Raw genomic sequence first — 14,102 nt, forward strand, 5'->3', positions numbered from 1 at the left:
AGGAGTCGCCGTGCCCAACTCCCGTCACCCACAAGAGGACACGCGTCCGGCGAGGCGTACTTGACCCGAGCGCGTCACCCGTACCCGAGGACGGGTCCCATCCCGCGTCAGCCGCCCGCGAGGACGGGCACCGCCCGCGTCACCCGTACCCGAGGGAGTGCAGCCGCGCGTCGTCGATCCCGAAGTGGTGGGCGATCTCGTGAACGACCGTCACCTCCGTCTCCGCGACGACGTCTTCACGGGTCTCGCAGTACCGCAGGGTCGGACCCCGGTAGATCGTGATCCGGTCCGGCAGCACGCCCGCGTACCACTCCCCGCGTTCCGTCAGCGGTGTCCCCTCGTACAGCCCGAGCAGCTCCGGGTCGTCCGCCGGTGGTTCGTCCTCGACGAACACCGCGACGTTGTCCATCAGCCGCGTCAGCTCCGGCGGGATCCGGTCCAGGGCCTCGGCGACCAGTTCCTCGAACTCCTCGCGCGTCATCTCCAGCACAGGCCCATTGTCGGGTACGACCGTGGGGTACGACCCGCATATCCGCGACGGGCCACGGGCATACGGGACCAATGGTCCGCGTCCCCGTCGCAGCCCTGCACGCCCTGGCCGAGGTGATGAACCCCATCCGCACCGTCCCGCGCGCCCTCACCCGCCGCTACCGCGACCACCGCGATCGCCGCGACCACCCCGGCCGCCGCATGTCCGCGACCCCGGAACTGGCCGCCCGCCCCCGCCCCTGGGCCCGCGCCGCCGGCCTCGTCGCCGTCGTCCTGCTCGGCGCCTGGCTGGGACTGCTGGTCGTCGGCAACGTCCGGGTCCCGGTCGGGCCCATGGACACGACGATGACCCTGCGCCCGTCGCTCGCCGGCGGCACGAAGATCAACGTCTCGCCGCTGGGCGCCCTCCAGCTCGACAGCCACGTCGCCCCCGTCCGCCTCGACGTCAACGTCGACCAGCTCGACCCCGCCCGCGCCCAGGCCCTCGTCGACCACCCCGAACGCCTCTCCGGCCTCCAGGACGAGGTCGCCCAGGACGTCGAGCACGGCACCCTCGACCTCGCCGTCCGCTCCTGCGTCGCCGTCGTCACCGGCGCCACCGCCCTCGGCCTCGCGGTCTACCGCCGCCCCCGGCGCGCGCTCACCGCGGGCGGGCTGGCACTCACCCTCCTGGTCGCCTCCGGCGGCACCGCGTACGCGACCTGGAACCCGGACTCGGTCCTGGAGCCGAAGTTCTCCGGCCTGCTCTCCTCCGCGCCCTCCCTGGTCGGCAACGCGCGCAGCATCGTCACCGAGTTCGACGTCTACCAGAAGGAACTGGCCCGCCTGGTCACCAACGTGACCAAGCTCTACGACGTCACCTCGACGCTCCCCGCCTACCAGCCCGACCCGACCACGATCCGGGTCCTGCACGTGTCGGACATCCACCTGAACCCGGCGAGCTGGAAGATCATCGGCTCGCTGGTGGAGCAGTACAAGGTGAACGTGATCGTCGACTCCGGCGACACGATGGATCACGGCACCGCCGCGGAGAACGGCTTCCTGGACCCGATCGAGGACCTCGGCGCGCCCTACGTCTGGGTCCGCGGCAACCACGACTCGCGCGGCACCCAGGAGTACCTGAAGCACCTGAAGAACGTGCACGTCCTGGACGACGGCCACGCCCGGACCGTCGCGGGCCTGCGCTTCGCCGGGATGGGCGACCCGCAGTACACCCCCGACCGCTCCAAGGCGGACGGTGCCGAGGCCTCCCAGGAACTGGCCGGCGCCCGGCTCGCCTCCGCCCTGCGCGACCAGAGCGCGGCCGGCACCCCGGTGGACGTCGCCATCGCCCACGAGCCGTCGGCCGCCCGCGAGGTCGACGGCGACGTGCCGCTGGTGCTCGCCGGGCACCTCCACCACGAGGACATGGAGGTCATGAAGTACGGCACCCGGCTGCGCATCGAGGGCTCCACCGGCGGCAGCGGCCTGCGCGCGGTCGAGGGGAAGTACCCCGACCCGATCCAGGCGTCGATCCTCTACTTCGACCGGGACTCCCGGCGCCTCCAGGCGTGGGACGAGATCAAGCTCGGCGGTCTGGGCCTGACGACGGCCGAGGTCAGCCGTCACCTGCCGAAGGAGAACCAGCCGGGCGCGACCCCGTCGCCCTCCCCCACCGGCCCGTCCCCCTCCACCCCTGGCTCCTCCCCCTCTGCCGGCGGCCGCTCTCCCGCCACCCCGGGCAGCCCCGCCCCCAGCACTCCGTAAACCGTTTTGGCGATACCTCCCGCCATCCCATATGCTTCTCACGTCCCCGACGCGCTGAGAAGCGCCCAGGCGGGCCGATAGCCCTCATCGTCTAGCGGCCTAGGACGCCGCCCTTTCAAGGCGGTAGCACGGGTTCGAATCCCGTTGGGGGCACGCGGTACATGTGCGACACTGTCGTACGAAGCTTGGTCCTGTGGAGCAGTTTGGAGTGCTCGCCACCCTGTCAAGGTGGAGGCCGCGGGTTCAAATCCCGTCAGGACCGCTGAGGTTTCACGTGAAACCTCGCGGCTGGGTAGCTCAGTTGGTACGAGCGATCGCCTGAAAAGCGATAGGTCGCCGGTTCGACCCCGGCCCCAGCCACAGCAAAGGCCCCGATCCTCGGATCGGGGCCTTGTTGTAGTTGCCTGCGTTGCCCGTGCGGACGCCGCGGCAAAAGCGTTCGCCAGGTTTTTCCCGAGGATGAGATCCTGGAACCCGTATGTCTACGCATCCTGCCCCCGCCCTCGGCACCCTCGCCCCCCGGCTGACCGAGCTGTCGCTGCGCGACGCGCACCGGCTCGGCCGCAGGCTGGAGGGTGCGCGGAAGATCCGTAAACCGGAGGCCCGCGCCGCCGTTCTCGCCGAGATCGAGACGGAGGTGGCCAAGGCCGAGCAGCGCATCGGTGAACGCCGGGCGCGGGTGCCGGCCGTCAGCTACCCCGAGCAGCTCCCGGTCAGCCAGAAGAAGGACGAGATCGCGGCGGCCATCCGTGATCACCAGGTCGTGATCGTCGCGGGTGAGACGGGGTCCGGGAAGACCACGCAGATCCCGAAGATCTGCGTCGAGCTGGGCCGCGGTGTCCGCGGCATGATCGGGCACACCCAGCCCCGCCGGATCGCCGCGCGCACCGTCGCGGAGCGGGTCGCGGACGAGCTGGACACCCCGCTCGGGGAGACGGTCGGCTGGAAGGTGCGGTTCACCGACCAGGTGAACCCGGAGTCCACCTTCATCAAGCTGATGACGGACGGCATCCTGCTCGCCGAGATCCAGACCGACCGCGAGCTGCGCGCCTACGACACGATCATCATCGACGAGGCGCACGAGCGGTCCCTCAACATCGACTTCCTGCTGGGCTACCTCGCCCAGCTGCTGCCGAAGCGCCCCGACCTCAAGGTCGTCATCACCTCGGCGACCATCGACCCCGAGCGCTTCTCCCGGCACTTCGGGGACGCCCCGATCGTCGAGGTCAGCGGGCGGACGTATCCGGTGGAGGTGCGCTACCGGCCACTCCTCGAGGAGGACGGCGACGACGCCGACCGGGACCAGATCACGGCGATCACCGACGCCGTCGAGGAGCTGATGGGCGAGGGCAAGGGCGACATCCTCGTCTTCCTCTCCGGCGAGCGGGAGATCCGGGACACGGCGGACGCGCTGGAGAAGAAGAAGTACAGATTCACGGAGGTGCTGCCGCTGTACGCGCGGCTGTCGCACGCCGAGCAGCACCGCGTCTTCCAGCAGCACACCGGGCGCCGGATCGTGCTGGCGACCAACGTCGCCGAGACCTCCCTCACCGTGCCGGGCATCAAGTACGTCATCGACCCCGGCTTCGCCCGCATCTCCCGCTACAGCCACCGCACCAAGGTCCAGCGGCTGCCGATCGAAGCGATCTCGCAGGCCAGCGCCAACCAGCGCAAGGGCCGCTGCGGCCGTACGTCCGACGGCATCTGCATCCGGCTGTACTCCGAGGACGACTTCGAGGCCCGCCCGGAGTTCACGGACGCGGAGATCCTGCGGACCAACCTCGCCTCCGTCATCCTTCAGATGACCGCGGCCGGCCTCGGCGACATCGAGAAGTTCCCCTTCATCGACCCGCCGGACCACCGCAACATCCGCGACGGTGTGCAGCTCCTCCAGGAGCTGGGCGCGCTCGACCCGGCGCAGAAGGACGTGCGCAAGCGGCTGACCGACACCGGCCGCAAGCTCGCCCAGCTGCCCGTCGACCCGCGGCTGGCCCGGATGGTGCTGGAGGCGGACAAGAACGGCTGTGTCCGCGAGGTCATGGTCATAGCGGCGGCGCTGTCCATCCAGGACCCGCGTGAGCGGCCCGCGGAGAAGCAGGCCCAGGCCGACCAGCAGCACGCCCGGTTCAAGGACGAGACCAGTGACTTCCTCGCGTTCCTGAACCTCTGGCGCTATGTGCGCGAGCAGCAGAAGGAGCGCGGCTCGTCGTCCTTCCGCCGGATGTGCAAGCAGGAGTACCTGAACTTCCTGCGCATCCGCGAGTGGCAGGACATCTACACGCAGTTGCGCACGGTCGCCAAGCAGATGGGCATCCACCTCAACGACGCCGACGACGCCGCGCCCGACGACCGGGTGCACGTGTCCCTGCTGGCCGGGCTGCTCTCCCACGTCGGCATGAAGGACGTCAAGGAGGCCGGAGGGGACGGCGGGAGGAGCACGGCGAAGAACGAGTACGTGGGCGCGCGCAACGCCAAGTTCGCGATCTTCCCCGGCTCGGCGCTGTTCAAGAAGCCACCGCGGTTCGTGATGTCGGCGGAGCTGGTGGAGACCTCCCGGCTCTGGGCCCGCGTCAACGCGAAGATCGAGCCCGAGTGGGTGGAGCCGCTCGCCGGGCACCTCCTCAAGCGCACCTACAGCGAACCGCACTGGGAGAAGGACCAGGCGGCCGTGATGGCGTACGAGAAGGTCACGCTGTACGGCGTGCCGATCGTGGCGCAGCGGAAGGTGAACTACGGGCGGATCGATCCGGAGATCAGCCGCGAGCTGTTCATCCGCAACGCCCTGGTGGAGGGCGACTGGCGCACCCACCACAAGTTCTTCGCCGACAACCGCAGGCTCCTGACCGAGGTCGAGGAGCTGGAGCACCGGGCGCGGCGCCGGGACATCCTGGTCGACGACGAGACGCTGTACGACTTCTACGACCAGCGGGTGCCCGAACACGTCGTCTCCGGTGCGCACTTCGACTCGTGGTGGAAGCACAAGCGGCACGAGCAGCCCGACTTCCTCGACTTCGAGCGCGAGATGCTCATCAACGAGCGGGCCGGGGCGGTCACCAAGGACGACTACCCGGACTCCTGGCGGCAGGGGCCGCTGAAGTTCCGGGTGACGTACCAGTTCGAGCCGGGCGCGGACGCCGACGGCGTCACCGTGCACGTGCCGCTCCAGGTGCTCAACCAGGTCACGGACGAGGGCTTCGACTGGCAGATCCCGGGCCTGCGCGAGCAGGTCGTCACGGAGCTGATCCGCTCCCTGCCCAAGCCGGTCCGCCGCAACTACGTGCCCGCGCCGAACTACGCCCAGGCGTTCCTCGACCGTGCCGTGCCTCTCCAGGAGCCGCTGACGGTGACCATGGCGCGCGAGCTGAAGCGCATGGTGGGGGTGCCGTTCGACGCGGAGGACTTCGACTGGGCGAAGGTCCCCGACCACCTGAAGATCACCTTCCGGATCGTCGACGAGCGCCGCCGCAAACTCGCCGAGGACAAGGACCTGGAGGCGCTGAAGCTCCGGCTGCGCCCGAAGGCGCGCAAGGCGCTGTCGCAGGCCGCGGCGGCCACCGCGGAACGCAGCGGCGGCGAGTCCCTGGAGCGCTCCGGGCTGACGGACTGGACGATCGGCACGCTGACCCGGGTCTTCGAGACCCGCCGGGCCGGCCAGCCGGTGAAGGCGTATCCGGCGCTGGTGGACGACGGTCCGAAGGCCGGCACCGTCTCCGTCCGTCTCTTCGACACCGAGGCCGAGCAGGCGCAGGCGATGTGGAAGGGCACGCGGCGGCTGATCCTGCGCAACATCCCGGTCAACCCGGCGAAGTTCGCGTCCGAAAAGCTGACCAACCAGCAGAAGCTGGGCCTGTCCGCGAACCCGCACGGTTCGATCCAGGCGCTGTTCGACGACTGCGCCATGGCGGCGGCGGACAAGCTGATCGCGGACTTCGGCGGTCCGGCGTGGGACGAGGAGTCGTACCGCAAGCTCTACGACAAGGTGCGCGCGGAGATCGTCGACACGACCGTCCGCACGGTGGGACAGGTGCAGCAGGTGCTGGCGGCCTGGCAGGCGTGCGAGCGCCGCCTGAAGGCGGTGCGCAGCCCGGCGCTGCTGGCGAACCTCCAGGACGTCCGGACACAGCTGGACGCGCTGGTGAAGCCGGGCTTCGTCACGGCGGCGGGGATCGGGCGGCTGCCGGACCTGATGCGCTACCTGGTCGCGGCGGACCGGCGGCTCCAGCAGATGCCGACCGGGGTCCAGCGCGACACCTCCCGCATGGAGAAGGTCCACGAGATGCGGGACGAGTACGCGTGGCTGCTCGAGCAGATGCCGCAGGGCCGGCCGGTGCCGCAGCAGGTCCTCGACGTCCGCTGGATGATCGAGGAGCTGCGGGTCAGCTACTTCGCGCACGCGCTGGGCACGGCGTACCCCGTCTCCGACAAGCGGATCGTGAAGGCCATCGACGCCCTGGCGCCCTGACGAAGCCCTCACGAAGCCGTGTCGGAGCCTGCACGGAGGGTGAGTTCGACCCCGGGCCCACCCTCCTGTACAGTCTCTTCTCGCAGCGCAACGCAGAAGAAGCGCCGCGAAACCTGGTCCTGTGGAGCAGTTTGGAGTGCTCGCCACCCTGTCAAGGTGGAGGCCGCGGGTTCAAATCCCGTCAGGACCGCAGTTGAGCCCCGCACCGAGCAATCGGTGCGGGGCTTCTTCGTGTTGCCCGGCAGGAGTCGTCGGTGCGGGTCTTCCACGTTGCTCTCCGGTTGCCCGGTGCCAACCGGAACCGCCGAACCCGCTCAGCGGCTCTCAGAGCCCCTCTCGCGGCCTTGACGGCGTCACATTCGCTCGGTACTCCAAAGACAGGGCACATCCCCCGTGCAGCCCCTGGAGGTGGCGTATGACGGCAGCGGTCAGGCACGAGACGCGGGCCCTGCTCCGCGCGCATCTGTCGGCCGCGTCGTCCTACGGTCACGTGACACGCCACTGCCCGATCTGCCACCGGCTGTTGCGGCTGGCGCTGGACTCGCCGGCGCCACAGTCTCCTACGGGCCGTCAAGAGGGCGTCGACGACGGGAGCGCGCCCACCGCCTGATGCGCGCGGGCCCCAACACCCTTGCGTCGCAGACCTCCTGGAGGCCGGACCTCCATTAGCGCACGGGTGCCGCACCCAACAACCGCCGCGCCGTGTGACGGGTGTCACCGTACGAGTTTTTGAAACGGTGGCACTTACGACTCCCCTACAACTGGTCAATTTAATATGTGCAATTGCACCACCTCCGCAGTGCCCGCACAGCCGATCCGACACCCCTCCCCAGACTCCGACAAGCCCGCTCACGGAACCGGCCCCCGGCCCGCCGTCCGGCACAGGACCGGACACGGACGCGGACACGGACGGCGACCCGGACACAGGCACGGGCACGCGGGCACAAAAAAATCGCGCTGGACCCGGCGGAGTCCAGCGCGATCAACGACGCACCTCTGTTGGGGCAGGGACGGCGTCGCTTGGAGCTGTGGTTCCAGGCGCCTCGACAGGTTGGGGGACCTGCCGTTCTGCCCGGTTATTCGGTTGTTCAGGCCTCGCTGCGCTGCTGCGGAATGCCCGCGAGCAGGGCGCGGACCTCGGCTTCGCGGTAGCGGCGATGCCCGCCGAGCGTGCGGATCGACGTGAGCTTGCCGGCCTTCGCCCAGCGCGTGACCGTCTTCGGGTCGACGCGGAACATGGTGGCGACCTCAGCCGGGGTCAGCAGCGGCTCGGCATCAGGGGTGCGAGCGGTCATGAGCGGCCTCCTCGGGAGAACCGAACCTTCTCGGTTCATTCCTCTAAATTCTGCACCTTGACCCGCGTTGCCCGAAATGGCGGACGCGAGTCGAGTCGGTTATAGGACGAACGGCTTGTCCTCGGCACTACAACTACACCATCTGTCCAGCCGCGTCGGCCAAACCGATGGAATTGCCCTCCCAGGTGTTCATCAGCGACGGAAGCCGATGGACCATGCCATAGCGGACAGTCACGCCTCTGTGACGATCAGTCACAGGACGTTCAGGGGTCACCAGACCTGACATCAGACCCCCCAAAGCGTGCAATGCTGAGATTCCGCCCACAGTGCATCACAGCAGGACGGAAGGAGCCCTCCCCGGGCTCCTTGTCCTATTTTGGCATGAGGAGGGGGAAGCGGCGCAAGAGTGATGTACGTGCGGTCCGTCACGCTTGACGCATACGCCCGGATCGGGACCTACGTCCTTTGTCGGCAAGGGATCAGTCCACACCGAACGGGTGTCGGAGCGGAAGACGAAACCCCACATCGGGCGGTACGTCAAACGTCAGTTCGCGGACCGGCCCGCCCCGTCAGTTCGCCGACCGCCGGTCCCGGACCGCCCGCCAGCGCTGCACCAGCCGCCCGTACGCGGCGCCCGCGGCGGCCCCGTCGCCGTGCCGCAGCGCCTCGATCCCCTCGGCCACGTCCGCCGCGGAGCGGTCCGCCGCCAACTCGCCCGCCGGCAGGGCGTGCACGAGCCCGCCGTAGTCCAGCTCGACCAGGGAACGCGGGTGGAACTCCTCCAGCCAGCGCCCCACGTCCACCAGGCCGTCGATGAGCGGCCCCTCGTCCACGGCCTCCCGCAGGGCCCGCAGCCCCCGGGCCACCCGCCGCCGGGCCTGCACCATCGGCGTGCGGTAGCGCAGCACCGGTGCGGCGGCGCCCTCCGCTCCGCCGCCCTCCTCGTACTCCCGCTCCGCGTCGGAGACCAGCACGAACCAGTTGATCGGCACCTGCCAGGTGGCGGTGCGGATCCAGGGCCGGGCGTCCGGGTTGCGCTCCAGCCAGCGCTCGTAGTCCTGCGCGCTCTGACGGCGTACGACCGGGGGGATCAGGGCGTCCAGGACCGGCTCCGGGAAGTCCTCGTCGAGGTCGCCCAGCGCCTGCCAGCCGCGCAGCCGGGTCCGCCAGGGGCAGACGCAGACCACGCCGTCCACCTCGGTCACGAAGGCGTCGGCGCTCTCGTGCACCGGCACCGCCACGGGCGGGGTGGGCAGCAGGTCGGCCAGGGAGCGGCGCAGCTCGTCCTGGTAGGAGGGCCGCTCGGCGCGGCGGGCGTAGCGGGTCCAGTGCGCGCGTTCCTCGTCGGGGAAGGCCGCCAGCGGCTCGTACACGCGCAGGTACGCCGCGTAGGGCACGATCACCGAGGACACCTTGGGCACGCCTGCTCCCTCCCCCGCGCACCGGCGCGAAAACCTGCGGAAAGCCGTGGAAACGGATCACAAACGCGCGAGAATCTCTGCAAATCGTCGCACGCCCGTACTCCGTGCGGAGGTGATCCTGAGCACTGTGCGGCGGGCGGGGACCGCCAGGCTCTAATCTCGTGCCACAGTCCCCGCCACCTTCACGGGGCCTGCCGCCCATCGCCGCACCTACACAGGAGTCACCACCGTGACCGACGTAACCGGCGCACCTGCTGATGTACTGCACACCCTGTTCCACTCGGACCAGGGGGGTCATGAGCAAGTCGTGCTCTGCCAGGACCGGGCCAGCGGTCTCAAGGCCGTCATCGCCCTCCACTCCACCGACCTGGGCCCCGCGCTCGGCGGCACCCGCTTCTACCCCTACGCGAGCGAGGCGGAGGCCGTCGCCGACGCCCTGAACCTCGCGCGCGGGATGTCGTACAAGAACGCCATGGCCGGTCTCGACCACGGCGGCGGCAAGGCCGTGATCATCGGCGACCCGGAGCAGATCAAGAGCGAGGAACTGCTCCTCGCCTACGGCCGGTTCGTCGCCTCGCTCGGCGGCCGTTACGTCACCGCCTGCGACGTCGGCACCTACGTCGCCGACATGGACGTCGTGGCCCGCGAGTGCCGCTGGACCACCGGGCGCTCCCCCGAGAACGGCGGCGCGGGCGACTCCTCGGTCCTCACCTCCTACGGCGTCTACCAGGGCATGCGGGCCGCCGCCCAGCACCTGTGGGGCGACCCGACGCTGCGCGACCGCACCGTCGGCATCGCGGGCGTCGGCAAGGTCGGCCACCACCTGGTCGAGCACCTGCTCGCCGAGGGTGCGCACGTGGTCGTCACGGACGTGCGCAAGGACGTGGTGCGGGCCCTCACCGAGCGGCACCCGTCGGTGGTCGCCGTCGCCGACACCGACGCGCTGATCCGGGTGGAGAACCTGGACATCTACGCGCCCTGCGCGCTCGGCGGCGCGCTGAACGACGAGACCGTGCCGGTGCTGACCGCCAAGGTGGTGTGCGGCGCGGCCAACAACCAGCTCGCCCACCCGGGCGTCGAGAAGGACCTCGCCGACCGCGGGATCCTCTACGCCCCGGACTACGTGGTGAACGCCGGCGGTGTCATCCAGGTCGCCGACGAGCTGCACGGGTTCGACTTCGACCGGTGCAAGGCGAAGGCCTCGAAGATCTACGACACCACGCTGGCCATATTCGCACGTGCGAAGGAAGACGGTATTCCGCCGGCCGCCGCGGCCGACCGGATCGCCGAGCAGCGGATGGCGGAGGCGCGCACCCGGCGGTGATCCGGGGGTGAGCAGGCCGTCGTACGGCGGTGACCCGGCAGGGCCACCGCAGGTTTGACGGGTACCCGTCGGGGGGCAGTTGGAGAGAACTCTCACTTATCCCGGCGGGTCGACCGCCGAAAGGTGGTTAAAATCGCGGTTGACCAGCGAGGACGGGGCGCCTCGACGGTCCTGGGCAGGGCCACGTGCTGCGGGCGACGTACCGTATGGGCGTGGGCTCAGGTACCGTGGAAGCCCTACGGACCGGTCTCTCTGCGGAGAGCCCGTTCCGGACCATGAACGCGTGTCAAGACTCTGGGGCCGTCGAGCCCCGTCGTTGAGGGGGTCGAGCCATGGGGCGCGGCCGGGCCAAGGCCAAGCAGACGAAGGTCGCCCGCCAGCTGAAGTACAACAGCGGTGGGACTGATCTCTCCCGCCTGGCCGAGGAGCTGGGCGCATCGCCGTCGAATGCACAACCGCCGAATGGCGAGCATTTCGACGACGATGAGCAGGACGATGACGTGTACGCGAAGTACGCCGACCTCTATGAGGACGACGACGAGGACGAGGACGGCCAGTCCCCGTCCCAACAGCGACGCGGCGCTTGACCTTGCACTGAACACCTTCCCGGTCGGTGACCTCTGTCACCGACCGGGTTCTGTGCTACCCACGTCATCCGCCGCATCCGCGGTGCCTCAGGCGGCGTAGTCGCCGACGAGCTCGGCGCCCGTCGTGTGCTCGCCGCGGTCGGTGATCTCGCCGGCCACCCAGGCGTCCACGCCGCGGTCGGCGAGGGTCGTCAGGGCCACGTCCGCCGACTCCTCGGGCACGATCGCGATCATGCCCACGCCCATGTTCAGGGTCTTCTCCAGCTCCAGGCGCTCGACGTCGCCGGTCCGGCCGACGAGGTCGAAGACCGCGCCCGGGGTCCAGGTGGACCGGTCGACCACGGCGTGCAGACCGTCGGGGATCACGCGGGCCAGGTTGGCCGCGAGCCCGCCGCCGGTGATGTGGCTGAAGGCGTGGACCTCGGCGGTGCGCATGAGGGCCAGGCAGTCCAGGGAGTAGATCTTGGTCGGCTCGAGCAGCTCCTCGCCGAGGGTGCGGCCGAGACCGTCCAGGTGGGCGTCGAGCGCCAGGCCGCCCTCGTTCAGCAGGACGTGGCGGACCAGCGAGTACCCGTTCGAGTGAAGCCCGGAGGACGCCATGGCGATCACCGCGTCACCCGTACGGATGCGATCCGGGCCGAGCAGCCGGTCGGCCTCCACGACGCCCGTACCGGCGCCGGCGACGTCGAAGTCGTCCTCGCCCAGCAGGCCGGGGTGTTCGGCCGTCTCGCCGCCCACCAGGGCGCACCCGGCCAGCACGCAGCCTTCGGCGATGCCCTTGACGATGGCGGCGACCCGCTCGGGGTGGACCTTGCCGACGCAGATGTAGTCGGTCATGAAGAGCGGCTCGGCGCCGCACACCACGATGTCGTCCATGACCATCGCGACCAGGTCGTGGCCGATGCTGTCGTACACGCCGAGCCGGCGGGCGATGTCGACCTTGGTGCCGACGCCGTCGGTGGCGGAGGCGAGCAGCGGGCGCTCGTAGTTCTTGAGGGCGGAGGCGTCGAAGAGGCCGGCGAAGCCGCCGAGGCCGCCGAGAACCTCGGGGCGCCGCGTCTTCTTGACCCATTCCTTCATGAGCTCGACGGCGCGGTCGCCCGCCTCGATGTCGACGCCGGCGGCTGCGTAGCTGGCACCAGTTGTGTCAGGCATGACGATGAGAACCTTCGTGTCGTTCGGCGGGGAGGCCAGGGAAACCGGGAGGCCGGGGAACCGGGGACTCGGACGGCTACGGGCGACGGATGGCGTCGGCGGCGGCCGTACCGGCAGGCCCGGCGGCCAGCTCGGTCTCCAGGAGCTGCTTGCCGAGCAGCTCGGGGTCGGGGAGCTCCATCGGGTACTCGCCGTCGAAGCAGGCGCGGCACAGGTTCGGCTTGGCGATGGTGGTCGCCTCGATCATGCCGTCGATGGAGATGTACGCCAGGGAGTCGGCTCCCATCGAGGTGCCGATCTCCTCGACGCTCATGCCGTTGGCGATGAGCTCGGCGCGGGTGGCGAAGTCGATGCCGAAGAAGCAGGGCCACTTCACGGGCGGGGACGAGATCCGGATGTGGATCTCGGCGGCGCCGGCCTCGCGGAGCATGCGGACCAGGGCCCGCTGCGTGTTGCCGCGGACGATGGAGTCGTCGACGACGACCAGCCGCTTGCCCTTGATGACTTCCTTCAAGGGGTTCAGCTTGAGGCGGATGCCCAGCTGTCGGATGGTCTGCGAGGGCTGGATGAAGGTCCGGCCGACGTAGGCGTTCTTCACCAGACCGTTGCCGAAGGGGATACCGGAGGCCTCGGCGTACCCGATCGCGGCGGGGGTGCCGGATTCCGGGGTCGCTATGACGAGGTCGGCCTCGGCGGGGGCCTCCTTCGCCAGCCTGCGGCCCATCTCGACGCGCGAGAGGTAGACGTTCCGGCCGGCGATGTCGGTGTCCGGGCGGGCCAGGTAGACGTACTCGAAGACACAGCCCTTGGGCTTCGCTTCCGCGAATCGCGACGTTCGCAGGCCGTTCTCGTCGATGGCGACGAACTCGCCCGGCTCGATCTCCCGGACGTAGGAGGCGCCGCAGATGTCCAGGGCGGCGGACTCGGAGGCGACCACCCAGCCGCGCTCCAGGCGGCCGAGGACCAGCGGGCGGATGCCCTGCGGGTCACGGGCGGCGTACAGGGTGTGCTCGTCCATGAAGACGAGGGAGAAGGCGCCGCGCACCTGGGGCAGCACCTGGCCGGCCGCCTCCTCGACGGTCAGCGGCTTGCCGTCCTCGTCGACCTGACCCGCGAGCAGGGCCGTGATCAGGTCGGTGTCGTTGGTCGCCGCGACGCGGGTGGAGCGGCCGTCCTGCTTGGGCAGGCCGGCGACCAGCTCCGCGAGCTGGGCGGTGTTGACCAGGTTGCCGTTGTGCCCGAGCGCGAGGGAACCCTGCGCGGTGGCACGGAACGTCGGCTGGGCGTTCTCCCACACGGAGGCACCGGTGGTCGAGTAGCGGGCGTGACCGACCGCGATGTGACCCTGGAGCGAACCGAGCGAGGTCTCGTCGAAGACCTGGGACACCAGGCCCATGTCCTTGAAGACGAGGATCTGGGAGCCGTTGCTGACCGCGATTCCCGCGGATTCCTGGCCCCGATGCTGGAGGGCGTACAGCCCGAAGTACGTGAGCTTTGCGACCTCTTCGCCCGGAGCCCAGACACCGAAGACGCCGCAAGCGTCCTGGGGGCCCTTCTCGCCGGGAAGCAGATCGTGATTGAGTCGACCGTCACCACGTGGCACGCCTCCGAGTGTAGGCGAGG

At 69.8% G+C, this 14,102-nt stretch carries 10 protein-coding genes and 4 tRNA genes; 9 read left to right on the forward strand and 5 right to left on the reverse strand.

The features are described from left to right. Positions 1-139: 139 nt before the first annotated feature. Entirely contained in the window at positions 140-490 is a 351-nt protein-coding gene (locus tag Sco07f_RS05250; RefSeq protein ID WP_030404836.1) for a metallopeptidase family protein, read from the reverse strand. Between the two features lie 71 nt (positions 491-561). Between Sco07f_RS05250 and Sco07f_RS05255 the strand changes: the two genes are divergently transcribed. The 7 genes from Sco07f_RS05255 to Sco07f_RS40480 all read left to right on the forward strand — a co-directional run bounded on the left by Sco07f_RS05255 (position 562) and on the right by Sco07f_RS40480 (position 7,307). Beyond that, entirely contained in the window at positions 562-2,235 is a 1,674-nt protein-coding gene (locus Sco07f_RS05255; RefSeq protein WP_167468028.1) for a metallophosphoesterase family protein, read from the forward strand. A gap of 80 nt (positions 2,236-2,315) precedes the next feature. Continuing rightward, positions 2,316-2,388, forward strand: a tRNA-Glu gene (locus tag Sco07f_RS05260). 34 nt (positions 2,389-2,422) lie between these two features. Further along, positions 2,423-2,497: transfer RNA gene (locus tag Sco07f_RS05265), tRNA-Asp, on the forward strand. A 24-nt stretch (positions 2,498-2,521) separates the two neighbouring features. After that, positions 2,522-2,595, forward strand: a tRNA-Phe gene (locus Sco07f_RS05270). A 118-nt stretch (positions 2,596-2,713) separates the two neighbouring features. Further along, a complete protein-coding gene (gene hrpA / locus Sco07f_RS05275) occupies positions 2,714-6,697 on the forward strand; it encodes an ATP-dependent RNA helicase HrpA (RefSeq protein WP_108987114.1) in 3,984 nt (1,327 codons plus the stop codon). 115 nt (positions 6,698-6,812) lie between these two features. Further along, a tRNA-Asp gene (locus Sco07f_RS05280) sits at positions 6,813-6,887 on the forward strand. A 225-nt stretch (positions 6,888-7,112) separates the two neighbouring features. After that, the gene (locus tag Sco07f_RS40480; RefSeq protein WP_042826498.1) at positions 7,113-7,307 is read left to right on the forward strand and encodes a DUF6274 family protein; all 195 of its coding nucleotides are present in this window, start codon (positions 7,113-7,115) and stop codon (positions 7,305-7,307) included. Positions 7,308-7,785: 478 nt separating this feature from the next. On the opposite strand, the gene bldC is transcribed toward Sco07f_RS40480, so the two are convergent. Then, complete coding sequence (gene bldC, locus Sco07f_RS05290; RefSeq protein WP_003949541.1) at positions 7,786-7,992, reverse strand: developmental transcriptional regulator BldC; 207 nt, start codon at positions 7,990-7,992, stop codon at positions 7,786-7,788. Positions 7,993-8,561: 569 nt separating this feature from the next. Beyond that, the gene (locus Sco07f_RS05295; protein WP_108987115.1) at positions 8,562-9,413 is read right to left on the reverse strand and encodes a DUF8083 family protein; all 852 of its coding nucleotides are present in this window, start codon (positions 9,411-9,413) and stop codon (positions 8,562-8,564) included. A gap of 229 nt (positions 9,414-9,642) precedes the next feature. Here Sco07f_RS05295 and Sco07f_RS05300 point away from each other — a divergent pair, with 229 nt between their 5' ends. Next, positions 9,643-10,737, forward strand: coding sequence for a Leu/Phe/Val dehydrogenase (locus tag Sco07f_RS05300; protein WP_007451330.1), 1,095 nt, complete (start codon positions 9,643-9,645; stop codon positions 10,735-10,737). Positions 10,738-11,069: 332 nt separating this feature from the next. Further along, a complete protein-coding gene (locus Sco07f_RS05305; RefSeq protein WP_007451332.1) occupies positions 11,070-11,324 on the forward strand; it encodes a DUF3073 domain-containing protein in 255 nt (84 codons plus the stop codon). Positions 11,325-11,411: 87 nt separating this feature from the next. On the opposite strand, the gene purM is transcribed toward Sco07f_RS05305, so the two are convergent. Together purM and purF are read right to left on the reverse strand one after the other, a co-directional pair. Continuing rightward, positions 11,412-12,479, reverse strand: a complete 1,068-nt coding sequence (gene purM, locus Sco07f_RS05310; protein WP_108987116.1) for a phosphoribosylformylglycinamidine cyclo-ligase — start codon at positions 12,477-12,479, stop codon at positions 11,412-11,414. 76 nt (positions 12,480-12,555) lie between these two features. Continuing rightward, positions 12,556-14,082: an amidophosphoribosyltransferase gene (gene purF, locus Sco07f_RS05315; protein ID WP_007451306.1), complete on the reverse strand. Its 1,527-nt coding sequence runs from the start codon at positions 14,080-14,082 to the stop codon at positions 12,556-12,558. Positions 14,083-14,102: the final 20 nt, after the last annotated feature.

This window comes from Streptomyces coelicoflavus (genome assembly GCF_003112555.1).
GTDB lineage: Bacteria > Actinomycetota > Actinomycetes > Streptomycetales > Streptomycetaceae > Streptomyces > Streptomyces coelicoflavus.

Coding starts and splice junctions, on each gene's coding strand:
- Sco07f_RS05255 (WP_167468028.1), top strand. CDS start 562: ATGGTCCGCGTCCCCGTCGCAGCCCTGCACGCCCTGGCCGAGGTGATG.
- hrpA (WP_108987114.1), top strand. CDS start 2,714: ATGTCTACGCATCCTGCCCCCGCCCTCGGCACCCTCGCCCCCCGGCTG.
- Sco07f_RS40480 (WP_042826498.1), top strand. CDS start 7,113: ATGACGGCAGCGGTCAGGCACGAGACGCGGGCCCTGCTCCGCGCGCAT.
- bldC (WP_003949541.1), bottom strand. CDS start 7,992: ATGACCGCTCGCACCCCTGATGCCGAGCCGCTGCTGACCCCGGCTGAG.
- Sco07f_RS05305 (WP_007451332.1), top strand. CDS start 11,070: ATGGGGCGCGGCCGGGCCAAGGCCAAGCAGACGAAGGTCGCCCGCCAG.
- purM (WP_108987116.1), bottom strand. CDS start 12,479: ATGCCTGACACAACTGGTGCCAGCTACGCAGCCGCCGGCGTCGACATC.